The sequence below is a fragment of the Agromyces excoecariae genome (assembly GCF_051715505.1).
Taxonomy (GTDB): domain Bacteria; phylum Actinomycetota; class Actinomycetes; order Actinomycetales; family Microbacteriaceae; genus Agromyces.
Genome location: NZ_JBPSLA010000011.1, coordinates 212653 through 235753, shown reverse-complemented (window position 1 = coordinate 235753; position 23101 = coordinate 212653). Strand labels below are relative to the sequence as shown.

General features: G+C 72.8%; 22 protein-coding genes. 8 read left to right on the top strand and 14 right to left on the bottom strand.

The features are described from left to right. Positions 1-131 precede the first annotated feature (131 nt). The 3 genes from ACSJD1_RS11330 (at position 132) to ACSJD1_RS11320 (ending at position 3784) form a co-directional block, all read left to right on the top strand. A complete protein-coding gene (locus ACSJD1_RS11330; RefSeq protein WP_438855408.1) occupies positions 132-1655 on the top strand; it encodes a glyceraldehyde-3-phosphate dehydrogenase in 1524 nt (507 codons plus the stop codon). 63 nt (positions 1656-1718) lie between these two features. Beyond that, positions 1719-2894: a thiolase family protein gene (locus ACSJD1_RS11325; RefSeq protein WP_438855407.1), complete on the top strand. Its 1176-nt coding sequence runs from the start codon at positions 1719-1721 to the stop codon at positions 2892-2894. 101 nt (positions 2895-2995) lie between these two features. Then, entirely contained in the window at positions 2996-3784 is a 789-nt protein-coding gene (locus tag ACSJD1_RS11320) for a 3-hydroxyacyl-CoA dehydrogenase (protein ID WP_438855406.1), read from the top strand. Between the two features lie 99 nt (positions 3785-3883). Here the strand turns inward: ACSJD1_RS11320 and ACSJD1_RS11315 are convergent, their stop codons facing one another. The 3 genes from ACSJD1_RS11315 to ACSJD1_RS11305 all read right to left on the bottom strand — a co-directional run bounded on the left by ACSJD1_RS11315 (position 3884) and on the right by ACSJD1_RS11305 (position 6721). Continuing rightward, the gene (locus ACSJD1_RS11315; protein WP_438855405.1) at positions 3884-4867 is read right to left on the bottom strand and encodes an HAAS signaling domain-containing protein; all 984 of its coding nucleotides are present in this window, start codon (positions 4865-4867) and stop codon (positions 3884-3886) included. Beyond that, on the bottom strand, positions 4864-5199 hold the full coding sequence (locus tag ACSJD1_RS11310; RefSeq protein ID WP_438855492.1) for a PadR family transcriptional regulator: 336 nt from the start codon (positions 5197-5199) through the stop codon (positions 4864-4866). The genes ACSJD1_RS11315 and ACSJD1_RS11310 overlap by 4 nt, the downstream gene beginning before the upstream one ends. Positions 5200-5278: 79 nt before the next feature. Continuing rightward, entirely contained in the window at positions 5279-6721 is a 1443-nt protein-coding gene (locus ACSJD1_RS11305) for a helix-turn-helix domain-containing protein (RefSeq protein WP_438855404.1), read from the bottom strand. Positions 6722-6850: 129 nt separating this feature from the next. Between ACSJD1_RS11305 and ACSJD1_RS11300 the strand changes: the two genes are divergently transcribed. The 3 genes from ACSJD1_RS11300 (at position 6851) to ACSJD1_RS11290 (ending at position 9741) form a co-directional block, all read left to right on the top strand. Continuing rightward, on the top strand, positions 6851-8719 hold the full coding sequence (locus ACSJD1_RS11300) for a phosphoenolpyruvate carboxykinase (GTP) (RefSeq protein ID WP_438855403.1): 1869 nt from the start codon (positions 6851-6853) through the stop codon (positions 8717-8719). A 374-nt stretch (positions 8720-9093) separates the two neighbouring features. Then, on the top strand, positions 9094-9486 hold the full coding sequence (locus ACSJD1_RS11295) for a DUF1622 domain-containing protein (RefSeq protein WP_438855402.1): 393 nt from the start codon (positions 9094-9096) through the stop codon (positions 9484-9486). Positions 9487-9552: 66 nt separating this feature from the next. Further along, positions 9553-9741 (top strand): hypothetical protein, encoded by a 189-nt coding sequence (locus tag ACSJD1_RS11290; protein WP_438855401.1) that lies wholly within the window; start codon positions 9553-9555, stop codon positions 9739-9741. Positions 9742-9760: 19 nt separating this feature from the next. On the opposite strand, the gene ACSJD1_RS11285 is transcribed toward ACSJD1_RS11290, so the two are convergent. The 6 genes from ACSJD1_RS11285 to ACSJD1_RS11260 all read right to left on the bottom strand — a co-directional run bounded on the left by ACSJD1_RS11285 (position 9761) and on the right by ACSJD1_RS11260 (position 15508). Then, positions 9761-10231, bottom strand: a complete 471-nt coding sequence (locus tag ACSJD1_RS11285) for a 2'-5' RNA ligase family protein (RefSeq protein ID WP_438855400.1) — start codon at positions 10229-10231, stop codon at positions 9761-9763. Between the two features lie 37 nt (positions 10232-10268). Further along, entirely contained in the window at positions 10269-11069 is an 801-nt protein-coding gene (locus ACSJD1_RS11280; protein ID WP_438855399.1) for a hypothetical protein, read from the bottom strand. Between the two features lie 183 nt (positions 11070-11252). After that, entirely contained in the window at positions 11253-13313 is a 2061-nt protein-coding gene (locus tag ACSJD1_RS11275; RefSeq protein WP_438855398.1) for an ABC transporter ATP-binding protein, read from the bottom strand. An 88-nt stretch (positions 13314-13401) separates the two neighbouring features. Then, a complete protein-coding gene (locus ACSJD1_RS11270) occupies positions 13402-13629 on the bottom strand; it encodes a hypothetical protein (RefSeq protein WP_438855397.1) in 228 nt (75 codons plus the stop codon). Positions 13630-13668: 39 nt separating this feature from the next. Then, positions 13669-14604 carry a carbohydrate kinase family protein gene (locus tag ACSJD1_RS11265; protein ID WP_438855396.1) on the bottom strand — a complete coding sequence of 312 codons (936 nt, stop codon included), beginning with the start codon at positions 14602-14604 and terminating at the stop codon, positions 13669-13671. Continuing rightward, positions 14588-15508 (bottom strand): pseudouridine-5'-phosphate glycosidase, encoded by a 921-nt coding sequence (locus ACSJD1_RS11260; RefSeq protein ID WP_438855395.1) that lies wholly within the window; start codon positions 15506-15508, stop codon positions 14588-14590. Before ACSJD1_RS11260 ends, ACSJD1_RS11265 begins: the two co-directional genes overlap by 17 nt. A 179-nt stretch (positions 15509-15687) precedes the next feature. Here ACSJD1_RS11260 and ACSJD1_RS11255 point away from each other — a divergent pair, with 179 nt between their 5' ends. Beyond that, positions 15688-16038, top strand: a complete 351-nt coding sequence (locus ACSJD1_RS11255) for a hypothetical protein (protein ID WP_438855394.1) — start codon at positions 15688-15690, stop codon at positions 16036-16038. Between the two features lie 68 nt (positions 16039-16106). On the opposite strand, the gene ACSJD1_RS11250 is transcribed toward ACSJD1_RS11255, so the two are convergent. Then, positions 16107-16526, bottom strand: coding sequence for a hypothetical protein (locus ACSJD1_RS11250; protein ID WP_438855393.1), 420 nt, complete (start codon positions 16524-16526; stop codon positions 16107-16109). 282 nt (positions 16527-16808) lie between these two features. On the opposite strand from ACSJD1_RS11250, the gene ACSJD1_RS11245 reads away from it, so the two are divergent. Continuing rightward, on the top strand, positions 16809-19496 hold the full coding sequence (locus ACSJD1_RS11245; protein ID WP_438855392.1) for an AMP-binding protein: 2688 nt from the start codon (positions 16809-16811) through the stop codon (positions 19494-19496). A 59-nt stretch (positions 19497-19555) separates the two neighbouring features. Here the strand turns inward: ACSJD1_RS11245 and ribH are convergent, their stop codons facing one another. Genes ribH through ribD form a run of 4 tightly spaced genes read right to left on the bottom strand, consistent with a single transcriptional unit; the run spans position 19556 to position 23088 of the window. Further along, complete coding sequence (gene ribH / locus ACSJD1_RS11240) at positions 19556-20026, bottom strand: 6,7-dimethyl-8-ribityllumazine synthase (RefSeq protein WP_400994154.1); 471 nt, start codon at positions 20024-20026, stop codon at positions 19556-19558. Then, positions 20023-21327: a GTP cyclohydrolase II gene (gene ribA, locus ACSJD1_RS11235; protein WP_438855391.1), complete on the bottom strand. Its 1305-nt coding sequence runs from the start codon at positions 21325-21327 to the stop codon at positions 20023-20025. Before ribA ends, ribH begins: the two co-directional genes overlap by 4 nt. Further along, positions 21324-22025 (bottom strand): riboflavin synthase, encoded by a 702-nt coding sequence (locus tag ACSJD1_RS11230; RefSeq protein WP_438855390.1) that lies wholly within the window; start codon positions 22023-22025, stop codon positions 21324-21326. Before ACSJD1_RS11230 ends, ribA begins: the two co-directional genes overlap by 4 nt. Before the next feature lies 1 nt (position 22026). Continuing rightward, complete coding sequence (gene ribD / locus ACSJD1_RS11225) at positions 22027-23088, bottom strand: bifunctional diaminohydroxyphosphoribosylaminopyrimidine deaminase/5-amino-6-(5-phosphoribosylamino)uracil reductase RibD (protein ID WP_438855389.1); 1062 nt, start codon at positions 23086-23088, stop codon at positions 22027-22029. Between the last annotated feature and the right edge of the window lie 13 nt (positions 23089-23101).

Genomic DNA, 23101 nt, shown 5'->3' with positions numbered 1-23101 from the left:
TCGCTCTCGCAGCGCGTCGCTCGCTATGATCTGAGCATCCCCTTGGACAACCCCCGTGGTCGACGCTGCCCACCCGTCAGCGCGACCCGAACAGGCCGACGAGGTCCGACCCGCGGCTGGAAGGAAGAGTCGTGAGCCACGAGTTCGACGCCCGCCGTGAGGATTGGATCGCCCGAGAGGAACTCGCCGAGCGCATGATCCCGCTCATCGGCGGGTTGTACCGCCGGCACGGGGTCGTGACCTCGATCCACGGCCGGCGGCTCATCAACCGCTCGGCCGTCGAACTGCTGAAGGCCCACCGCTTCGCCCGCCAGGCCGGCGACGTCGAGCTCGACCTCGCGGACACCATGCGCGTGCTCGAGGCGCTCACCGAGATCGCGCCCGGCCCCGCCTCGATCGACGTCGCTCGCCTCGTCTCGCGGTTCCACGCCGCTCCCGAGGGCACCGACCTCGCCGACTTCCTCCGCTCCGAGCTCGCACCGGTGCTCGTCGACGCCTCAGCCGACGCCGACGCGGAGGGCGCGGCGGCGTCCGGCACCGACGTCGTGCTCTACGGATTCGGCCGCATCGGGCGCCTGCTCGCCCGCATCCTGATCGCGCACGCCGGCGGCGGCCAGGGCCTGCGCCTCCGCGCGATCGTCGTGCGCAAGGGCGCCGAGAACGACCTGCAGAAGCGGGCGAGCCTGCTGCGCCGCGACTCGGTGCACGGGCCCTTCCAGGGCACGATCACGGTCGACGAGGAGGCGAACACGATCCTCGCGAACGGGACGCTCATCCAGGTCATCTACTCCGACGACCCCGGCACGATCGACTACACGTCCTACGGCATCTCCGACGCGATCGTCGTCGACAACACCGGCCGCTGGCGCGACGAGGCCGGCCTCAGCCGCCACCTCGAGTCCACGGGCGTCTCGCGCGTGCTGCTGACCGCCCCCGGCAAGGGCGCGATCAAGAACATCGTGCACGGCATCAACCACGGCGACATCGAGTCGGGCGACCGCATCCTGTCGGCCGCCTCGTGCACGACGAACGCGATCACCCCGGTGCTCGCCGCGATCGAGGACGCCTACGGCATCGTGCGCGGCCACGTCGAGACCGTGCACTCGTTCACCAACGACCAGAACCTCATCGACAACTTCCACAAGGGCGACCGCCGCGGCCGCTCGGCCGTGCTCAACATGGTCATCGCCGAGACCGGCGCCGCGAAGGCCGTGTCGAAGGCGCTGCCCGCGCTCGAGGGCAAGCTCACCGGCAGCGCCATCCGCGTGCCGACGCCCGACGTGAGCCTCGCGATCCTGAACCTGCAGCTCGAGCGCCCGACCGACAAGGCGACGCTGAACGCGTACCTCCGCAAGGTGTCGCTCACCTCGCCGCTGCGCCAGCAGGTCGACTACATCGAGTCGGCCGAGGTCGTCTCGACCGACTTCGTCGGAAGCCACCGCGCCGGCATCGTCGACGGGCTGGCCACGATCGCCGACGGCACCGACGTCGTGCTCTACGTCTGGTACGACAACGAGTACGGCTACTCGTGCCAGGTCGTCCGGGTCATCGAGGCGATGGCGGGCACGCACCCCGTCGTGCTGCCCGAGCGCGAGCCCGTGCGCATCGAGCAGGTCGCTGCGGCCGCCGTCCCCGAGGTCGCCGAGGTCGGCTGAGCGGATGCCGCGGGGCGGGCGCCGCACGGCGGCCCGCCCCGCGCCCGGCCGTAGGCTGGGGGCATGAGCAGCGAAGCCGTCATCGTCGACGTCGTCCGCACGCCCGTGGGGCGCGGCAAGCCCGGGGGGATGCTGAGCGGGGTCCACCCCGTGGACCTCCTCGCGGGCGTCCTCACCGCGATCGTCGACCGCAACGACCTCGACCCGGCGCTGATCGACGACGTGATCGGCGGGTGCGTGAGCCAGATCGGGGAGCAGTCGTACAACGTCACCCGCAACGCGGTGCTCGCCGCCGGGTTCCCCGAGCACGTGCCGGGCACGACGATCGACCGGCAGTGCGGGTCGAGCCAGCAGGCGGCGACCTTCGCCGCGCAGGCGATCCTCGCCGGACAGGCCGACATCGTGATCGCGTGCGGTGTCGAGTCGATGAGCCGGGTGCCGCTCGGCTCGAGCGCGGCGGATGCCGACCCGTTCGGCACCCGCGTGCACGCCCGGTACCCCGAGGGCCTCGTGAGCCAGGGCGTCTCCGCTGAGCTGATCGCGCAGAAGTGGGGCTTCTCGCGTGAAGAGCTCGACGCGTTCGCAGCGCGCTCGCACGACCTCGCCGCCGCTGCAGGGGAGACCGGCGCGTTCGCGACCGAGCTCGTGCCCGTCGCGGGCGTCGACCGACTCGTCGACGAGACCGTCCGCCCGGGCACCTCGGTCGAGTCGCTCGCGGGCCTGAACCCGGCGTTCCGCACCGACCGGCTGGCCGAGCGCTTCCCCGACCTCGAGTGGCGCATCACGCCCGGCAACTCCTCGCCGCTCACCGACGGCGCGTCCGCGGCGCTCATCATGAGCGCCGACGCCGCCGAGAAGCTCGGCCTGACGCCGCGAGCGCGCTTCCGTGCGTTCTCGGTCGTGGGCAGCGATCCGCTGTACATGCTCACGGGAGTGATCCCCGCAACGGCGAAGGTGCTCGAGCGGGCCGGCCTCGGGCACGACGACATCGACGCGTACGAGGTGAACGAGGCGTTCGCGTCCGTCCCGCTCGCCTGGCTCGCCGAGACCGGTGCGGATGCCGGGAAGCTGAACCCGCGCGGCGGCGCCATCGCGCTCGGCCACGCGCTCGGGTCGAGCGGCACCCGCCTGCTCACCACGCTCCTCAACCACCTCGAGGCCACCGACGGCCGCTACGGCCTCCAGGCGATGTGCGAGGGCGGCGGCATGGCCAACGCCTACGTGATCGAGCGTCTCTGACCTCGACAACCCCCCTCGCCGGGTGATGCACGCCTCGACGGGCCTTGCGAGGCCACCGGCATCATCCGGCCACATCCATCCACCTGGAACGAAGGAGCAGCATGGAACTCAGCGGAGCATCCGCGATCGTCACCGGAGGCGCATCCGGCCTCGGCCGGGCGACCGCCCAGGCCCTGGTCGACGGAGGTGCGCACGTCGTCCTCGTCGACCTGCCGGGGCCGCGCGGCGAGCAGGCCGCGGCCGAGCTCGGCGAGCGCGCCCGGTTCGTGCCGGCCGACGTCGGCGACGAGGCGCAGGTGACCGAGGCGGTCGCCGCGGCATCCGCCTACGCGCCGCTCCGCGTCGCGGTGAACTGCGCGGGCATCGTGACCGCCAACCGCACCGTCGGTCGCGAGGGGCCCGCGCCGCTCGACGCGTTCGAGCGCACCATCCGGGTGAACCTCATCGGCACGTTCAACGTGATCCGACTCGCCGCCGCGGCGATGGCCGAGACCGAGCCCGTCTCCGCGGGCGTGGCCGGCGGCCCCGCGACGCTCGAGCGCGGCGTCATCGTGAACACCGCGTCGGTCGCCGCGTTCGACGGGCAGATCGGCCAGGCCGCCTACTCGGCGTCGAAGGCGGGCGTCGCCGGCATGACCCTGCCGATCGCCCGCGACCTGTCGAAGCTGCTCATCCGCGTCGTCACGATCGCGCCCGGCATCTTCGAGACGCCCATGATGGCGGGCATGCCCGACGACGTGCGCGCGTCGCTCGAGCAGCAGGTGCCCCATCCGTCGCGGCTCGGGCACCCGAGCGAGTACGCGGCGCTCGTGCGCTCGATCATCGCGAACCCGATGTTGAACGGCGAGACGATCCGGCTCGACGGCGCGATCCGGATGCAGCCGAAGTAGGCCCGACCCGGTCCGAGAACCAGGGGGCGGATGCCGCGGCGCGAGCCTGCGGCATCCGCCCCTCGTGTCGTCAGGTGGGATCGCGCCCGCGCGAGGTGCTCAGATCCGCCCGAGCGACAGTGCCGAACCGCCGCGCCCGCGGACGGTCTTGATGACGCCGTCGATCACGTCCCACACGGTCACGGCGATCGCGCCGAAGACGATGATCGTCGTCACGATCGCACCGGCCTCGCCCCACGGCCAACCGATCACCTCGAGGAACTCGGGGTTCACCAGCTGCCCCGTCGTGAAGAGCCAGAGGGCCGGCACGATGAAGGCGACGTTGAGCAGCAGGTTGACGATGGCCAGCCACCAGTTCCAGCCCCACGCCCAGATCGCGGCGGCGAAGACCATCTCGAGGCCGATGAGCGCCAGGAACCAGGGGATCCAGAAGGACCACAGGTCGGGCGAGAGCACCGGCACCGTCTCTCCGAGCGGGTTGACGACCGGCGCGCCGTACCCCTGCCAGATGATGAGGGCCGCGAACAGCCCCAGGAAGACGAGCGACGCGATGAGGTCGCCGAGGCGACCGGCGCGGGCCTGGTCGCGGACCTGGGGGAGGTGATCGGGCGTCCACGTCGGCGCCGGCCCGGGGCGCGGCGAGCGCTCGATCAGCGCGAAGACCAGCGTCGGCCAGAAGGCGAGTTGGATGGCCAGCGGGATGCCGGTGCCGAGCACGCTCGCGAGGACCTCGGCGGCGTCGGAGCCTGCGATCACCTGGGCGAGCGCGATCGCTCCCAGCGCGATGGGCAGCACGATCGCGAGCAACGTCGTGACGAGCCGCTTCCAGGTGAGGTAGTAGCGCGGACCGATGAGCTGCAGCGGGCGGTCGAGGTACGTCGCCGCGAGCGCGGCCGGATCGCCGAGCTCGACGAGTGCGGCCCGTTCGGCGTCGGTCGTCGCCGAGCCGGACCCGCGCCGAGCGTCGATGTCATCGCCGATGCGCTCGCGCAGCTCCCGCGCGAACTCCTCGCGCTGGGCGTCGGGGAGCGCGCGCGTGGCCGCCCAGACGTACCGGTCGGTGAGGGTGGGCGTCGTCGTCATCGTTCGTCTCCCGAGGTGAGCCGGGCGAGCGCCCGGTCGATGTTCTTCCAATCGGCGGTGAGGACGCCGGCGAGCTGCTCGCCCGTCGGGCTCGTGCGGTAGAACTTGCGAGGCCGCGCCTCATCGGTGTTCCACTCGCTCGTGAGGAGGCCCTGCTTCTCGAGTCGCCTGAGCAGCGGGTAGAGGGTGTTCGCGTCGACCGTGATGCCGATGCGGTTGAGCGACTCGAGCAGGGCGTACCCGTAGTCGGGCTCGCGCAGCCGGACGAGGCAGCCGAGCACGACCGTGCCGCGCCGCAGTTCCTGCAGGTGGCCGGCCGTCGTGTCATCCATGCTCATGCCCTGCACTGTACCGTGCTTCACACACTATTGGAACGGTCGCACCACTGTGAAGGGCCGATCGGCGTTCGGGTCACTCGCCTGCGTGGGCCTCGAGGAACGCGTACACCTCCACGTCGTCGACGCCCGGGAACGTGCCCGACGGCAGCGGTGAGAGCACGTGCGCGTGCAGCCGCGCGCTCGGCCACGCCTGGCCGGCCCACCGCTCGGCCAGGCCGTCGGGCGCGCGCCGGCAGCACGACTCGTCGGGGCAGCGCGACTCCGATCGCAGCGTCGTCTCGCGCCCTCGGAACCACTTCGCCTGGTTGAACGGCACGCCGACCGTGATCGAGAACTCCGTCGCATCCGTGCGGCCGGTCTGCGTCGCGCACCAGAACGTGCCCGCCGGCGTGTCGGTGTACTGGTAGTTCTCCGTGGTGCGATTGGTGTGCTCGAAGGCCGTGCGCGCACTCCACTTCTTGCACACCCACTGGCCCTCGATCGAGCCCGTGACATCGGTCGGCAGCGGCAGGCCGTCGTTCTCGTAGCCCTTGAGCAGCGCGCCGTCGCCGTTCACCCGCAGGAAGTGCACGGTCATGTCGAGCTGGCTCGTCGCGAGGTTCGTGAACCGCAACGCCGCGGCCTCGTGCGTGACGCCGAACGCATCGCGGAAGTCCTCGATCGCGAGTCGCTTGTCCTTCTTCGCCTCCTGCAGGAAGGCGACGGATGCCTCCTGCGGCATGAGGCACGCGGCCGCGAAGTAGTTGATCTCGAGTCGCTGCCAGAGGAACTCGACGTAGCTCGCGGGGGGCTCGTGCCCGAGGAGCCGGTGCGCCATGGCCTGCAGTGCCATCGAACGCAGGCCGTGTCCGCCGGGAATGGACGCCGGAGGCAGGTAGATCCGTCCGTTGGCGAGGTCGGTGATCGAGCGGGTCGAGTCGGGCAGGTCGTTGACGTAGATGAGCTGGAATCCGAGCCGCTCGGCCATGACGCTCACCTCGCGGTGGGTCAGCGCGCCCTGGCGGTGGCCGGAGGCGCGCACCTGCTCCTCGGCCAGTTGCTCGATCTCCGGCAGGTAGTTGCTGCGAGCCCGCATCCGCTCGCGCAGCTCGGTGTTCGCCCGACGCGCCTCCTCGGGTGTCGCGATCGCCTCGCTCGCCCGTCGCTGCAGCTCGTGGTGCAGGCCCACGATCGCCTCGAGCGATTCATCGGACATGCCGCGCGTCGGCTTCACGTGCGGCAGCCCGAGCGCGGCATAGAGCGGGCTCGACTGCGCGCGCCCGAGCTCGAGCTCGAGCTCGGCGCGCCGGCTCGGCGCCTCGCGACTGAGCAGGTCGGCGAGGTCGACCTCGAGGGCCGACGCGAGCGCATCGAGCGTCGACAGCTTCGGCTCGCGCTTGCCGTTCTCGATGAGCGAGAGCTGGCTGCCCGCGAGCCCGACGCGGTCGCCGAGTTGGTCGAGCGTGAGCCCGAGGTCGGTGCGGAAGTGCCGGATGCGGTGGCCGAGCGTGGCCAGGTCTGGGCTGCCGAGCTTCATGCCCTTCAGATTATCGAAAGATCGCGGATTCTTAACACCCGAAATGGCCGAATGGATGTCTCATCCTCGCTCACACTGGAAACACGCCACCGATCACGGCGGCTCTCCAGACTCCTCGAAAGGACGACGATGACCATCTCCGACTTCTCGGTCAGCGCCTCCGGACCCGCCTCGGACGCGGAGGACCGCCCCCGCGGCACGACCGACCCGGCGCTTCGCGCCTGGGTCGCGGAGATCGCCGCGATCACCCAGCCCGACGACATCGTGTGGTGCGACGGCTCCAAGCAGGAGGCCGACCAGCTCACGCGCCAGCTCATCTCCGAGGGCAAGCTCATCAAGCTCAATCCCGAGTGGCGCCCCAACAGCTACCTCGCACGCACCGACCCGTCGGACGTCGCGCGCGTCGAGGACCGCACGTTCATCTGCTCCACCTACGAGGAGGACGCCGGGCCCACCAACAACTGGCGCGACCCGCACGCCATGCGCGAGGAGCTCATCGGCGTCTTCACGGGCTCGATGAAGGGCCGCACGATGTACGTCGTGCCGTTCTCGATGGGCCCGCTCGGCGGTGAGATCAGCCAGCTCGGCGTCGAGATCACCGACTCGCCCTACGTCGTGCTCTCGATGGGCATCATGACGCGCATGGGCGAGCAGGTGTACCGGCTGATCGAGGCCGGCGAGCCGTGGGTGCACACCATCCACTCGCTCGGCTACCCGCTCATCGACGGTGTCGGCCACCGTCGCGACGACGTCGAGTGGCCGTGCAACGAGACGAAGTACATCGTGCAGTTCCCGGACTCGCGCGAGATCTGGTCGTACGGCTCGGGCTACGGCGGCAACGCCCTGCTGGCGAAGAAGGCGTTCGCGCTGCGCATCGCGAGCGTCATGGCGCGCGACGAGGGATGGCTCGCCGAGCACATGCTGCTCATCAAGGTCACCTCGCCCGAGGGCAAGGCGTACCACATCGCCGCCGCGTTCCCGTCGGCGTGCGGCAAGACGAACCTCGCCATGCTGCGCCCGACGATCCCCGGCTGGAAGGTCGAGACGATCGGCGACGACATCGCCTGGATGCGCCCAGGCGAGGACGGACGCCTGTACGCGATCAACCCGGAGGCCGGCTTCTTCGGCGTCGCCCCCGGCACCGGTGAGACGACGAACCCGACCGCCGTGCAGACGCTCTGGGGCAACACGATCTTCACCAACGTCGCGCTCCGCCCCGACGGCGACGTCTGGTGGGAGGGGCTGACCGACACCGTGCCGGAGGAGCTCACCGACTGGCAGGGCAACGACTGGACGCCGGCGTCCGGCCGACCGGCGGCGCACCCGAACTCGCGCTTCACGGTCGCGGCCGCGCAGTGCCCGCAGATCTCCGACGACTGGGACGCCCACGACGGCGTGCCGATCGACGCGATCCTGTTCGGCGGTCGCCGCGCGACGAACGTCCCGCTCGTGGCCGAGGCCCGTTCATGGAAGCACGGCGTGTTCATGGGCGCCACGATCTCGTCGGAGCAGACCGCGGCGGCCGAGGGCACCGTCGGGGAACTCCGCCGCGACCCGTTCGCCATGCTCCCGTTCTGCGGCTACAACATGGCCGACTACTGGGGCCACTGGGTCAAGATGGGCCGCGTGCTCGGCACGAACGCGCCGAAGATCTTCCAGGTCAACTGGTTCCGCAAGGGGCATGACGGGAAGTTCCTCTGGCCTGGCTTCGGCGAGAACTCGCGCGTGATCGAGTGGGTCGTCGGCCGCATCGAGGGCACCGCCGAGGCCGAGGAGACGCCGATCGGCAACCTGCCGGCCGAGGGGTCGCTCGACCTCGACGGCATCGAGATCTCCGACGACGCGCTCGAGCAGCTCTTCGAGGTCGACCCGACGACCTGGCTCGCCGAGTGCGACCTGACCGAGGAGTACTTCAGCCAGTTCGGCGACCGGGTGCCCGCTGCACTTCGCGCCGAGCTCTCCAGCCTCCGCTACCACCTGCAGCAGCAGGCGTCGTAGCGGGCGAGCCGCCGGTCGTCGCTCAGGGGTGGGCGACGACCGGCGCACACGCGCGTGGGGGCGCGCGGAGGCGACGGATGCCGCGGGCGCGACGTGCACGGGAAGGCGCGTCACGCCCGCGGCATCCGGCGGGTAGGCGACGTAGCCCGCGGGGGGGAGTGGACTGGCTCGGGCGGCCGCCCCCGCGGCATCCGTCGCCGCATCCTCGGCCGCCCCAGGGCCGACCGACCGGGGTCCAGCCGAGGTCGACGGGGTCCGCCGCGGTGGTCGGTGGTCGCCGTTCCGGTCGGGCCGGCTCGGATGACAGCGCGCGCCACGCCCCGTGCCTCCGCGGCAGTGGCGGCGCGTCGGGCTACCGTGGCCGCGGAGGGACCATGGAGCTCGGGCCGGTCATCACGCAGGTGGGCGAGGTCATCGACGTCCTCGGCGTCGTCGCGATCGTCGTCGGCGTGCTCGTCGCCATGGCGGATGCCGCGATCCGGCGCATCCGGAACCTCGGGCCGGTCTACACGCGGTTCCGTCGCGTCCTCGGCCGCGGCATCCTCATCGGACTGGAGCTGCTCGTGGCGGCGGACATCATCCGCACGGTCGCCGTCACGCCCACGATCGAGTCGGTCACGGTCCTCGCGCTCATCGTGCTCATCCGGACCTTCCTCAGCTGGTCGCTGGAGGTCGAGATCTCCGGCCGCTGGCCCTGGCAGAAGGCGCAGACCGGCACCGTGGAGGACGATCCGTCGCGTCTGCCGAGCGTCACCGCACGCGACTGATCGTCGCCCGGTCCGGGTGTCCGCTCCGACGTTGTCGGGCACCGACGGCCGGAGTAGCGTGCGGTCATGGAGTGGGTGTGGATCGTGATCGGGATCGTCGTGGTCCTGGTCGCCCTCGGATTCGTGCTCGCGTCGCGCATCCGTCGCGACCGCTCGGCCGGCACCGAGGGACCGGACCTCTGGGACGACGCGGACGCGCAGCGGCGACGCGACGACCCCGAGATCCGCGAGTGGGAACACGGCGGGCCTCACTGAGGCAGTCGGCTCGCTGACGTCAGGTGCCGAGCGGCCAGGCCGCGGCGACGGTGCGCATCGCGCGACCTTCCGGCGGACGCAGGTCGACGAGCACCGCCTGGACGAGCCGCGCGGTGCGACCGGCCGGCATCGAGCCCCGCGCCGTGTCCGTCACGTGGGGCCGGTAGTCGAAGCGCGCTCGCGCCACGTCGACGTCGGCGTCGCGGAGCGCATCGAGCAGGCGCGTGCGCATCGCGCCGAGGGGCCCGTCGTCGCGGACGAGCGACACGGGCACGTCGTGGCGCCGGCCGAACATCGCGCGGTCGAACGCCGTGACCTCGATCGATCGCCGGCCGTGCAGCACCGGTGCCATGAGCTCGGCGACCCAAGCGGCGTCGTGCCGGGTCTCGAACGGCTCCACGACCGTGACGTGCAGCGGCCACGACGAGACCGGGAACGAGTCGCCCGCCGCGAGCGGTTCGATCGGCAGCACCACGGCGAAGCGTCCCATGCGGCGAGGCTACGCCGCATGGGACGCGTGGCGGGCTTCAGATGCCGGCGTCGCCGAAGAGGTCGAGTAGGGCGTCCGGTGCGAAGCGCACCTCGACCGAGCCGGTCGGGCCGCGGTCGGCGGCTCCGACCCAGAGGCCCGAACCCTCGTGCACCCGCATCCAACCGTCGCGGAACACGATGTCGGCGCCGACGACGATGCCGATCACGGGCGAATCGCCGGCGCGCACCGCGATCGAGCCCTCGATGTCCTGCTCGGCCTGTGCATCGACGTCCTCGCGCGCACCGACGCCGACGAGCGGGCGCAGCGTCGGCGTGGCGAAGCCCGGCACGTCGAAGGGGCTGCCGGCCGCTGCGTCCGGAACGACGCCGACGTGCACGCTGGTCGAGACCAGCGCAGTCTCGGCACGGCCGTCGAGCACGAGCCGGCTGCCGACGCGGAAGCGGTAGAACACCCGGCCGTCGACGGGCGCGGTCGGCAGCACGACCGCGGTGACCCAGTTGCGGGTCCAGGCGAGCGGCTCGCCGCCACGGCTCGGCGGGTCGTAGAGGCTCGCGGTGATGCGCACGGCACCGTCCGTGCGCGTTGGCGCGGCGCGGAGCGAGGTCGGGCGATTGCCGGCGGGGGCGACCGAGCGGGCCTGCTCGAACGCGGGCAGGCGCTGGGTGTCCCACTCGCGGAGCCACGTCTGCAGTCGGGCGCGGAGGGCGTCGAAGGTGGGCCCGGGCGAGGCGGGCGCCTCGTCGTCGGCCGTCGCGGGAGCGGAGAGCACCGCGGCGAGGTCGCGCACGGTGGTCGCGCCGCGGGCCGCGGTCCTGGGAGCGTCGAGCAAGGTCATGATGGTCCTCCGGGGTGGATGGCGCGGGCGCGCCGGAAACGCGATGAGGACACGGTACGAAGGCTCCGAGGCGCGCGGCATCCGCGCAGGCCCCGGGTCGGGGTGGGGGAGAACCCTGAATCCGGGGTGGTGCGAACCCCGCGGCCGGGCCGGCGAGGCGACCCTGCGCCGCGGCGACGCGGCTCAGACGAGCAGCTGGTGCTCGGCGAGCTCGCGGTAGAGGGGCACCGTCTCGACGAGCTCCTGGTGGGTGCCCTCGCCGATGACCCGGCCCTCTTCCACGACGACGATCCGGTCGGAGTCGACGACGGTGGAGAGCCGGTGCGCGATGACGATGAGCGTGCGCCCCGCCGCGACCGCGTCGATCGCCTCGCGCATCATGCGCTCGTTGACGCCGTCGAGCGAGGATGTCGACTCGTCGAGCAGCAGGATCGGCGGTGCGGCGAGCAGTGCCCGCGCGATCGCGAGGCGCTGGCGCTCACCGCCGGAGAGCATGATGCCGTTCTCGCCGACCTGCGCGTCGAGCCCGGCCGGGTCGCGGTCGAGCACCGAGCGGAGGTTGACGGCCTGCAGCACGTGGACGCACTCGGCATCGGTCGCATCCGGGCTGCCGAGCTTGAGGTTGTCGCGGATCGTGCCGGCGAGCACGGGCGCGTCCTGTTCGACGTAGCCGATCTGTGCGCGGAGCTCGGTGCGATCGAGCGACCTGAGGTCGAGGCCGCCGAGGCGGACGGTGCCGACGCTCGGGTCGTAGAAGCGCTCGATGAGCGCGAGGATGGTGGACTTGCCGGCTCCCGAGGGACCGACGAGGGCGATCCGCTGCCCGCGCGGCACCTGGAACGAGACGCCGCGCAGCACCGGCTGCCGATCGGTCACGTCGGGCTCGGGCAGGTGCTCGTCGGGCGAGTCGTTGCCGGGATCGGCCGGATCGGACGGACGCGTGAGCGCGTAGGCGAAGTGGACGTCGTCGAACTCGACGGCCGCGGCACCGGGCAGCAGGCCCTCGTTCGCCGGTCCGACCATGACGGCGCGGGCGGCGAGCTGCCGATCGTGCGCGTCCTCGTCGGGCAGGTCGAGGATCTCCTGGATGCGCCCTAGGGCGCCGAGCGCCTGGTTGACCGACGTGATCGCGCCGAACGCTTGGCCGAGCGGCAGGATCATCATGAAGAGGAAGAGGATGAAGGCGACGAGGTCGGCGATCGTGATCGCGCCCGACGCGACGCGGAAGCCGCCGACGCCGAGCACCACCAGGAACGAGACCTGCATCGCGATGCCGGCGATCGGGACGATGAGGGCCGAGACCCGCGCCACCTTGACGCCCATCTCCCATGCACCCTCGGCCTCGACCTCGACGTCGCGCACCTCGCGCTCGGTCGCACCCGCGGCGCGGATCGTGCGCACCGAGGTGATGGCCCGCTCGACGGATGCCGCGACGTCGCCGACCTTCGCCTGGGCGGCGTGCGACGCCTCGCGCACGCGCGCGGAGAGGAGGGTGACGGTCGTGATCGCGATCGCGATGACGAGCACGGTCAGGCCGAGGAGCGCGGCGTCGATGACGAGCATGGCGATGAGCGCGCCGATGAACGTGACCGCCCCGCCGACCGCCTCGACGAGGCCCTGCGTGAGCACGGCGCGGAGCATGGTGGTGTCGCTGCCGACCCGGGAGACGAGGTCGCCGGTGCGACGCGTGTCGAACTCGGCGATCGGCAGGTGCAGGATCTTCGCGATCAGGCGGCGCCGGCTCGAGAGCACGACGCCCTCGCCGGTGCGCTGCAGCAGGTAGTGCTGGTAGCCCGTGATGATCGCGCTGACGACGACGAGCGCGACGAGCAGCCAGACGATGCCGTCGAGCGGATCGCCGGCCTCGACGATCGTGATCACGCGGCCGACGAGCAGCGGCTGCGCGAGGCTCGCGATCGCGCCGATGATCGAGAGCACCGCGACGAGGACGAGCACGGGTCGGTGCTCGAAGATGAACGGCAGCAGTTGACGGAACGTCGCCCTCGGGCCGGGCGGGGTCTCGCCGCGGCGCCCGAAGGGACTGCGGCGCGGCGGTCGCTCTGAATCGGCGACGGTCGCACCGCCGCTCGTCGAGCCCGACCCGGCATCGCGGGTGGGCCGTCGGCCGGCGGTGTCGCGGCGGCCGACGAGCGGGATGCTGCCGGTGCGGGCGGCGCGCTCTGCGGCGCGTTCGGCGGCGCGGGCGGCCGCTCGGGTGCCCGGTGTGGTCTCGGTGTCGCTCATGAGGTCTTCCTTCGGGGCGCGCGGCGGCGGCATCCGTCGTCAGGGGATCGCGGGCCGCATTGCAGCATACGTCGCGAGGCTGGGAGCCTCAGGCCCGGCCGTACTTCTTGTGGACAGCCTGCCGGCTCACCTCGAGCGCGAGCGCGATGAGCTGCCAGCTCGATCCGGCCGCGCGGGCACGACGGACGGCCGCGGCCTCGGCGCGATCGAGGTCGCGGTTGAGCTCGATGCGCGCCGCGCGGATGCGTCGGAGCGCCCGGTAGGGGTCGTCGCCGTCCGCTGCGGCGATCGCGGTCCTCAGGGTGCCGTCGTCCATGCCGTCAACCATAGTTGACAGTCGGACGATACGTCAACTTCAGTTGACATCACCGCCGGGCGAGGCGATGACGGATGCCGCGACCGCGTGCCCGGCGACGCACGAGGCCGTGGCATCCGCCCCGCCGATCGCGGCCGCGAGGTACCCGGCGGCGAACGCGTCGCCCGCACCGGTGAGGTCGCGGACCGCGCCGACCGGCGGCACCGGCACCCGCGCGGTCCGCTCACCCCCGTCGAACACCTCCGTCGGGCGCGGCCCGTGCTTCACCACGAGCCGGCGGGCGACGGATGCCGCGACCTCGCCACCACCGGCGATGCCCAGCAGTTCGGCCTCGGTCGCGTTCGCGAACAGCACGTCGGGCCGCAGCCCGGCGAACCAGCCGAGCGCGCGTTCGACGCCGAGGCCCTCGAGGAGCCCGGTCGACGACGCGTCGATCGAGATGCCCGCGCCGCGCCCGCGGGCGAGCGCGATCAGCCGGCGCACCTCGGTGCGCATGGGCTCGTGCTCGAAGCCGTAGCTCGGAACGTGGAGCCAGGCGACGTCGTCGAGCCACGCGGCGTCGACGTCAGAGAGCTCGGCCGCCGCCGCGCGATCGGGGAACATCGTGCGCTCGCCGTCGGGTGCGACGACGAGGACGACGGCCCCCGTGCGGCCCGCGCGCTGGACGCGCACGTCCACGCCGCTCGCGGCGAGGGCGGACACGAGCGCGGCACCCGCGCCGTCGTCGCCGACCCGGCCGACGAATCGCGTCGGCGTGTGGCCCGCCGCGTGCGCGGCGACGTTCGCGGCGCTGCCGCCGCGCGAGCGGAACACCTGCGCCGCGGAGTCCGTCGCGGCGCGGATGGGCTCGGTCGCCCAGACCACGATGTCCTCGAGCAGGTCGCCGACGACGACGAGGATGCCGGGCGCGGGGGCGCCGGTCGCCGAGGCGCGGGACGACGCCTCGCGTCGCCCAGGCTCAGCCCGCGAGCTCACGCGCGATCTCCGCACCGAGCCGGGCGTTGCCGCGGTACACCGCGAGGTTCGCCTCGAGGCTGGCGCCGCCCGTCGCGCGTTGCACGTGGTCGAGCAGGAACGGCGTCGTGTCGTGACCGGTGACGCCGGCGGCATCCGCTGCCGCCAGCGCCTCGGCGAGCACGCGCGTGTGCACGTCGGGGTCCAGCTGGTCGGCCTCGGCGACCGGGTTGGCGACGAGCACCGCCGAGGTCAGGCCGAGCTCGTCGCGGCCGCGCGCGACCGCCGCCGCCTCCGCCGCGGATTCGACCCGTGCCGGCACGGGGAACCCCGAGTCGGCGACGTAGAAGCCGGGGAAGCGGTCCGTGCGGTAGCCGACCACCGTGATGCCGAGCGTCTCGAGGCGTTCGAGCGTCGCACCCACGTCGAGGATCGACTTCACTCCGGCGCTCACGACCAGGAGGGGCGTCCCGGCGAGCGCGGGCAGGTCGGTCGACTCGTCGAACGTGTCGCTCGCGCCGCGGTGCACGCCGCCGAGACCGCCCGTCGAGAACACCCGGATGCCGGCGCGGTGGGCCAGCCACGCCGTGGCCGCGACCGTCGTGCCCGCGTCGAGGCCCGCAGCCCGCGCGACCGGAAGGTCGCGCGTGCTCGCCTTGACCACGTCCTCCGCCGTGCAGAGGCGCTCGATCTCGTGTGCGTCGAGACCGACCACCGCCGTGCCGCCGACGACGCCGATCGTCGCGGGTTCGACTCCGGCATCGCGCACGAGCGCCTCGGTCGCGAGTCCGACCTCGAGGTTCCGCGGGCTCGGCAGCCCGTGCGTCAGGATCGTCGACTCCAGGGCGAGCACCGGCCGCCCGGCGTCGACGGCATCGCGGACGCGGTCGGCGACGCGCAGGGCGGGGGAGCGGTCGGGCTGCATGGGCCTCATCGTATGCGGCCGTCGGGGGCGGCGTGAGGTGCGCGGCAGGGGTCCGCCGCCGGGCGTCGGGTCGCGTGTGTCGACGTGTGACGGCACCCCGCGACATCCGTCACGCCCCGGCGTATCGTCGCCTCCACGAAACCGACCGACGGACCGACCGACCAACACAGGAGCACCCCATGTCGCCGCAGAATCCGCACGCCGCCGCCGAGTCCCGCACGGGCCTCGCGATGGGCATGCGCGGCTGCGTCGAGGGCGAGGCCTGCTCGAGCGACCGACCGGGCCACGGGCTGCACCCGATGCAGGATCGGCTCTCGCGGATCGTCGCGAGCCGATGGACCGACGCGGTCGTCGTCGCGACGGCGCCCGACGGGTTCGTCGAGCTCATCGACCTCGACGGCGGCGCCCACCGGGTGTGGAACCACGGCGCGCTCGCCGGGCGTCTCGCGGCGGGCGACCCGGTCGCGCTCCACCCGGTCTACGGGGTGCTCGCGCGCGGCGACGACCGCTACAGCGTCGCCGCCGTCTGACGCGCGCGGCTCCGCCGCCCGGCGCGCTCGACGCGACCCCGCGGGCCGCGTCGACGTGACCGAGCGCGTCAGCTCGCCGGCATCATCCCCCTCATCGCGCCCATCATCTTCTCCATGGCCATGACCGCCTGGTCGCAGGCCATGGCGCACATGCGGCAGTGCTCGCTCATCTCGGCGTGCATCATGCACTCGGCGGAGCACGCACGGCACATGGCGATGCAGGACTCCATCATCGACATCATGACCTGCGTGTCGTAGCCGCTCGTCCGGAGCATCATCCGCATCATGGTGTCGCACACGTCGGCGCAGTTCGCGCACATCGCGGCGCACCGCCCCATGCCCTCGCCCGCATCGGCGTCGGCGCACATGATGCACGCCTGCATGCACGCGGAGAGGGCCTCCATGCACTCCTCCATCATCGACATGTCCATGTCCTTCATGGGCATGTCCGACGCCGACATGGCGCCCTTCATCATGTCCATCGTCATGTTCATCCCGCACCCCGCCGTCTCCGAGGCGCCGGGTGTCGGTGCTGCCGGCGTTGCGGCCCGGCGACCCTCTCGAGCCGAATGCTACGCCGCGCTCCCGGCGCCGAGAAGGGGGTCGTGCGGAGGCAGCGGTGCCGGCCGGCGGTCGGCATGCATGCCGCGCACTCGGTCGTCATGGTCCGTCGCGGATTTCGAGGGCTCGTGCGTGTCGCGTAAGGTAAGCCTTACCTTTCCGCCGAGCCGGCGGATGCCTCCCCTCCCGACCGGACAGGTGACATGCCCATGCTGCTGACCAGGACCGAGCCCGCGCTCGACCTGCTCGGCGGCGACCCCGGCGACCCGGCGCTCGTGGCGCCCGCGGCCCGGGTCGACTACGGCGAGCTGCGCGACCGGGTCGACGACCGCCGAAGTGCGCTCGGCGACGGTCGTCGGCTCGTCTTCCTGTCGGGCGGCAACACGGTGGAGGCCGTCGTCACCTACCTGGCCGCGCTCGCGGGCGGTCACCCCGTACTGCTCCTGCCCGCCGGCATCGACGGTGCGGCCCTCGACGCACTCGTCGGCCGGTACGCGCCGGATGTCGTCGTCCGCGCCGACGAGCGCGGGTTCGAGCTGGCGGATGCCTCCGGCCGGCCGCCGCGCGCGCTCCATCCCGAGCTCGCCCTGCTCGCCAGCACGTCGGGCTCGACGGGCTCGCCGAAACTCGTGCGACTCTCGCGCACCAACGTGACCGCGAACGCGCGGAGCATCGCCGACTACCTCTCCTTGACGCCCGACGACCGTGCCGCGACCACGCTGCCGCTCGGCTACTGCTACGGCCTGTCCGTCGTGAACAGCCACCTCGTCGCGGGTGGAAGCCTGCTCCTCACCGACCGCTCGATCGTCGAGCCGGCGTTCTGGGACGAGTTCGCGAACCTCGGCGCGAGCTCGTTCGCGGGCGTCCCGTACACGTACGACCTGCTCGAGACCACCGACTTCGCGCGGCGCGACCTGCCCGACCTCAGGTACGTCACCCAGGCCGGTGGGCGCCTCGCGCCCGACCGCGTCCGCGCCCTCGCCCGCCTCGGACGCGAGCGCGGCTTCGACCTCTACGTCATGTACGGCCAGACCGAAGCGACCGCCCGCATGGCGTACCTGCCGCCCGCGCTCGCCGAGTCCGCCGCGGGCGCGATCGGCGTGCCGATCCCGGGCGGCTCGTTCCGCATCGACGACTCCGTGCCCGGGGCAGCCGCCGGCGAGGGGGAACTCGTCTACTCCGGACCCAACGTGATGATGGGCTACGCCGAGTCGCCGGCCGACCTCGCCCGCGGCCCCGAGGTCTCCGAGCTCCGGACGGGCGACCTGGCCCGCCGCCGGTCGGACGGCCTCCTCGAGATCACCGGACGCCTCAGCCGGTTCGTGAAGAGCTTCGGCCTGCGCCTCGACCTCGACCGGGTCGAGCGGCTGCTCGCCGCCGACGGCCTCGAGGCGCGCAGCGTCGCCGTGGACGAGCGGCTGGTCGCGTTCGTGCGCCACGACCGCTTCGTCGACGCCGCGCGCGACGCGGTGATCCGGCACACGGGCCTGCCCGCGCACGCATTCGACGTGCACGCGCTCGCCGAGTTCCCGCGCACCGCGAACGGCAAGCCCGACCACGCGGCGCTCCGCGCGCACGCGGCCCTGCTCCGGGCGACGGATGCCCCGGCCGCCCCGCCGTCGCCACCGGCCGACGCCCGTATCGCGCCACCGGCCCCCACGGCCGCAGAGCTCCGCAACCTGTACGCCGAGCTCCTCGGCCGGCCCGATGCCACGGAGGACGACACCTTCGCCTCGCTCGACGGCGACTCCCTGAACTACGTCGAACTCGCACTGCGCCTCGAGGAGCGGATCGGCGCGCTGCCCGCGGACTGGCCGAGCCGAAGCATCCGCTCGTTCGCCGCACCGGTGCCGCCGGTGGAGTCCGAGCCCGACGTCGACACCCCGGCGCCGCTGGACGACCCCGTGACGCGGGCGCCCGACGCGTCGGGCGTCGCGGCGGGCGCCCGGCGGCGCCGCATCGCGCGGCTCGAGACCTCCGTCGTCCTGCGCGCGGTCGCGATCACCCTCATCGTCGCGACGCACGCGGACGTCGTGCAGCTGAAGGGCGGCGCGCACCTGCTGCTCGCCGTGGCCGGTTTCAACCTCGCACGATTCCGGTTCAGCGGCTCCGCCGCGGGGCTCGACGACGAACGCCCCGAGCGCCGCCGACGCGTGCGCGGCCTGCTCCGCAGCGCGACGCTCATCGCCGTGCCCGCGGTGCTCTGGATCGGGGGCGTCGCACTGATCGCCCGCACGTACGACCCCGCGACCGTGCTGCTGTCGAACTGGCTCGTGCCGGGCGCGACCGCCTGGAGCGAGCAGTGGCAGTTCTGGTTCCTCGAGACGCTCGTGTGGTCGATCGTCGGCCTGGCCGCGCTCTTCGCGATCCCCGGTGTCACGAGGCTCGAACGGCGACACCCGTTCGCCTTCGCGCTGGCCGTCCTCGGCGTCGCGCTGGTCGTGCGCTACGTCGTCTCCGGGGGGATCACCCCGTCGTCGCCGCTCCGCTACGCACTGCCCGCCATCGCCTGGCTGATCGCGCTCGGCTGGGTCGTCGCCCGGTCGACCACGATGCCGCGCAAGGCGGCCGCGAGCGCGATCGTCCTGGCGACGGTGCCCGGCTTCTTCGGCGACCCCGTGCGCGAGGGGATCGTCGTCGTCGGGCTCGGCCTGCTCATCTGGGTGACGAGCCTGCCCGTGCCCGCCGTGCTCGCCGGCGCCGTCGGGACCGTGGCATCCGCCTCGATGTTCGTCTACCTGACCCATTGGCAGGTGTACCCGCCCATCGAGGAGTGGTCGCCGCCGCTCGCGATCGTCGCCTCGTTCGCCCTCGGGCTCGCCGCCTGGTGGACGTGGGGGCGGGTGACCGGATGGATCGGTGCGAGGCGGCGCCGACGGCCGCGTATGCGGGCGTGAGCCTCCGCCCGGGCTGACACCGTCCGACGCGGACGGCGCACTCGACGAAGGCGCCCCGCTCAGCCGCGGATCGCGCGCAGCGTGTTCGCCGTCGCGATCGCGGCCTCGGCCGCCTCGCGGCCCTTGTCCTCCTTCGAGCCCGGCAACCCGGCCCGGTCGAGGCCCTGCTGCTCGTCGTCGAGGGTGAGCACGCCGAAGCCGACGGGCTTGCCCGTGTCGAGCGCGACGCGGGTCAGCCCGTCGGTCGCGGCCGACGAGACGTACTCGAAGTGCGGCGTGCCGCCGCGGATGATGACGCCGAGTGCGACGACCGCGTCGGCGCCCGCCTCGAGGGCGGCCTTCGAGACGACGGGGAGCTCGAAGCTGCCCGGCACCCGCACCAGCTCGAACGACGCGCCCGCCGCCTCCAGCGCGCGCGTCGCGCCGGCGATGAGGCCGTCGGAGATCTCGTCGTGCCAGCTCCCGGCGACGATCACGACGTTGAGGCCCTCGCCGTCGACGTCGAGTTCAGGTGATCCGGCTCCACTCATGATGCGTGTCCCTTCAGCAGTTCGTCCGCCGCAGCCTCGGTCAGCTGACGGTCGTCGATGGCGTGTCCCATGCGGGTGCGCTTGGTCTCGAGGTAGCCGGCGTTCACGGCGCCGACGCCCACCACGAGGGGGAGCCGGTCGGCGATCCGGATGCCGTGGGCCTCGAGCTGGTGCACCTTCTCGGGGTTGTTGGTGAGCAGTCGAACCTGCTCGACGCCGAGGTCGGCGAGGATCGCGCTCGCCGCGGTGTAGTCGCGTGCGTCGATCGGCAGGCCGAGCGCCACGTTGGCGTCGAGCGTGTCGAGGCCCCCCTCCTGCAGTCGGTAGGCCCGAAGCTTGTTGATGAGCCCGATCCCGCGGCCCTCGTGGCCTCGGAGGTAGACGACGACGCCGCCGCGGTCCGCGATCGTGGAGAGCGCCGCGTCGAGCTGCGGCCCGCACTCGCACTTCAGCGAGCCGATCGCCTCGCCCGTCAGGCACTCCGAGTGCACCCGGGTGATCGCCCCCGCCGGATCGGCCGAGGGATCGCCCGCGATGATCGCGAGGTGGTCGGCCCCCGTGTTCCGGTCGCGGTAGGCGCGGACGCGGAACGTGCCGTGCATCGTCGGGAGGTTCGTCTCGACCTCGAACTGCACCCGGGGCGACTCGTCGATGGCCACGGGCGTCTCGCCCGCCGCGAGGTCCTGGCCGCTGTGGCGGTCGCGGAGCCAGTCGACGAGCGCCGCCACGGTGGTCACCGGCAGCCCCTCCCGCTCGCCGAGTTCGATGAGGCCGGGCAGGCGCATCATCTCGCCGTCGTCGGCGACGAGCTCGCCGATCACGCCGACCGGGGAGAGTCCGGCGAGGCGCATGAGGTCGACGGCGGCCTCGGTGTGGCCCGCGCGTTCGCGCACGCCGCCGTCCACCGCGCGGAGCGGCAGGATGTGACCCGGGCGGATCAGCGTGTCGGGGGTCGAGTCGGGGTCGGCGAGCACACGCAGCGTGTGCGCCCGGTCGGACGCCGAGATGCCGGTCGAGGTGCGGTCGGCCGCGTCGACCGAGACGGTGTACGCGGTTCCCCGCGCGTCCTCGTTGCGCTCGACCATCAGCGGCAGTCCGAGGCGGTCGGCGATCGAGTTCGGCATGGGCGCGCAGAGGTAGCCGCTGGTGTTGCGCACCATCCACGCGATCCACTCGCGCGTCGCGAACTCGGCGGCCATGATCGCGTCGCCCTCGTTCTCGCGTGCCTCGTCGTCGGCCACGATGACGGGCTTGCCGGCGCGGAGTGCGTCGAGCACCTCGGGGATCGTGGCGAGGCTCATCGGTCGCCCCCGATCGTCGAGGAGGCGGGGTCGTCCGCGCGGAATCCCCAACCGGACTCGCCGGGCTCGGCGAGCGAGGACGGCAGGGCGCGGTGCGCGTCCAGGCGCAGCATCCGCTGCACGTGACGAGCGAGCACGTCGGTCTCGAGGTTCACCCGGTCGCCGGGCCCGAGGGCGCCGAGCGTCGTGGCGGCGAGGGTCTCAGGGATGAGCGAGACCTCGAACCACGAGCCCTCCGGCTCGTCGCCGAGACCGCTCACCGTGAGCGAGACGCCGTCGACGGCGATCGATCCCTTGTCGACCACGAGGGCGGCGAGCGCCGCGGGCAGCGAGAACCGGACGACGCTCCACGCCTCGCCGGGCGTGACCTGGAGCACCTCCGCGGTGCCGTCGACGTGCCCCTGCACGATGTGCCCGCCGAGTCGGTCGCCGACGAGCGCTGCGCGCTCGAGGTTGACCGGACGGCCGACCTCGACGCCGTCGAGCGTCGACATCGCGAGCGTCTGGGCCATGACGTCGGCCGTGAAGGTCTCGGCGTCGGCCTCGACGACCGTGAGGCAGACGCCCGAGACCGCGATCGAGTCGCCGTGGCGGACGCCCTCGACGACCTTCGGGCCGCGGACCGTCACGCGCATGACGTCGGCCGCCGGCTCGACGCGCGTGATCTCGCCGAGCTCCTCGATGATTCCGGTGAACATGTCAGACCCTCTCTCGGGTGGTGGTCTCTGGGGGTGCCGTGCCCGGCCGGACGACGACCAGGAGGTCGTCGCCGAGTCGCACGAGGTCGGTGAAGTGGAAGCGCGGCGCATCGCCGATCGTGCCGACGCCGATGTCGCCGATGGCGGTGAGCGGACCGCCGATGACGGCGGGCGCGACGTAGACGAGGAGCTCGTCGGCGAGGCCGGCTTCGAGGAAGGCGCTCGCGAGCGTGGGCCCGCCCTCGACGAAGAGCGAGCGGATGCCGCGTCGCTGCAGCTGCTCGAGGTCGTCGGCGAGATCGGCGCCCGACAGCGTGATCGGCTCGAGCGGATGCCGCAGCACGGCCGCGTCGGCGGGGATCGGGCGGCGCCCGAACACGACCGGGATCGGCTGGTCGTCGAGCAGCGCACCGTCGTCGTCGCGTGCCGTGAGCGCGGGATCGTCGGCGAGCACGGTCCCCGTGCCGACCGCGATCGCGTCGGCGGCGGCACGGCGCCGGTGCACGTCGGCCCGCGCCTCGGGGCCGGTGATCCAGCGGCTCGTGCCGTCGGCGGCGGCGACGCGGCCGTCGAGGCTCGACGCCCACTTCAGCGTGACGCGCGGGCGGCGTTCGCGGGTCGCGAAGAGCCAGTCCTCGAGGAACGCCTCGACCTCGTCGGCGAGCACGCCGCGGGAGACGTCGATGCCCGCCCGCTCGAGCGTTCGGGCGCCGCCCGCTGAGTGCCGGCCCGGGTCGTCGACGGCGTACACGACGCGGCCGACGCCGGCCTCGACGAGCGCCTGCGCGCACGGGCCCGTGCGGCCGACGTGGTTGCACGGTTCGAGCGTGACGACGGCGGTCGCGCCGCGTGCGGCGCCGGGGGCGAGCTTCGACAGCGCGTCGACCTCGGCGTGCGCGGTGCCCGCGCCGCGATGCCACCCCTCGGCCAGCACGTCGCCGTCGGGGGTGAGGATGACGCACCCGACGCGCGGGTTCACGCCCGTCGCCGGACCGCGTTCCGCGAGCTCCAGCGCCCGACGCATCGTCGCGGCATCCGTCGCCGCACGCGCGACCGTGGTCATCGCCTGTCGCCTG

Coding starts and splice junctions, on each gene's coding strand:
- ACSJD1_RS11325 (WP_438855407.1), top strand. CDS start 1,719: ATGAGCAGCGAAGCCGTCATCGTCGACGTCGTCCGCACGCCCGTGGGG.
- ACSJD1_RS11320 (WP_438855406.1), top strand. CDS start 2,996: ATGGAACTCAGCGGAGCATCCGCGATCGTCACCGGAGGCGCATCCGGC.
- ACSJD1_RS11315 (WP_438855405.1), bottom strand. CDS start 4,867: ATGACGACGACGCCCACCCTCACCGACCGGTACGTCTGGGCGGCCACG.
- ACSJD1_RS11310 (WP_438855492.1), bottom strand. CDS start 5,199: ATGGATGACACGACGGCCGGCCACCTGCAGGAACTGCGGCGCGGCACG.
- ACSJD1_RS11305 (WP_438855404.1), bottom strand. CDS start 6,721: ATGAAGCTCGGCAGCCCAGACCTGGCCACGCTCGGCCACCGCATCCGG.
- ACSJD1_RS11300 (WP_438855403.1), top strand. CDS start 6,851: ATGACCATCTCCGACTTCTCGGTCAGCGCCTCCGGACCCGCCTCGGAC.
- ACSJD1_RS11295 (WP_438855402.1), top strand. CDS start 9,094: ATGGAGCTCGGGCCGGTCATCACGCAGGTGGGCGAGGTCATCGACGTC.
- ACSJD1_RS11290 (WP_438855401.1), top strand. CDS start 9,553: ATGGAGTGGGTGTGGATCGTGATCGGGATCGTCGTGGTCCTGGTCGCC.
- ACSJD1_RS11285 (WP_438855400.1), bottom strand. CDS start 10,231: ATGGGACGCTTCGCCGTGGTGCTGCCGATCGAACCGCTCGCGGCGGGC.
- ACSJD1_RS11280 (WP_438855399.1), bottom strand. CDS start 11,069: ATGACCTTGCTCGACGCTCCCAGGACCGCGGCCCGCGGCGCGACCACC.
- ACSJD1_RS11275 (WP_438855398.1), bottom strand. CDS start 13,313: ATGAGCGACACCGAGACCACACCGGGCACCCGAGCGGCCGCCCGCGCC.
- ACSJD1_RS11270 (WP_438855397.1), bottom strand. CDS start 13,629: ATGGACGACGGCACCCTGAGGACCGCGATCGCCGCAGCGGACGGCGAC.
- ACSJD1_RS11260 (WP_438855395.1), bottom strand. CDS start 15,508: ATGCAGCCCGACCGCTCCCCCGCCCTGCGCGTCGCCGACCGCGTCCGC.
- ACSJD1_RS11255 (WP_438855394.1), top strand. CDS start 15,688: ATGTCGCCGCAGAATCCGCACGCCGCCGCCGAGTCCCGCACGGGCCTC.
- ACSJD1_RS11250 (WP_438855393.1), bottom strand. CDS start 16,526: ATGACGATGGACATGATGAAGGGCGCCATGTCGGCGTCGGACATGCCC.
- ACSJD1_RS11245 (WP_438855392.1), top strand. CDS start 16,809: ATGCTGCTGACCAGGACCGAGCCCGCGCTCGACCTGCTCGGCGGCGAC.
- ribH (WP_400994154.1), bottom strand. CDS start 20,026: ATGAGTGGAGCCGGATCACCTGAACTCGACGTCGACGGCGAGGGCCTC.
- ribA (WP_438855391.1), bottom strand. CDS start 21,327: ATGAGCCTCGCCACGATCCCCGAGGTGCTCGACGCACTCCGCGCCGGC.
- ACSJD1_RS11230 (WP_438855390.1), bottom strand. CDS start 22,025: ATGTTCACCGGAATCATCGAGGAGCTCGGCGAGATCACGCGCGTCGAG.
- ribD (WP_438855389.1), bottom strand. CDS start 23,088: ATGACCACGGTCGCGCGTGCGGCGACGGATGCCGCGACGATGCGTCGG.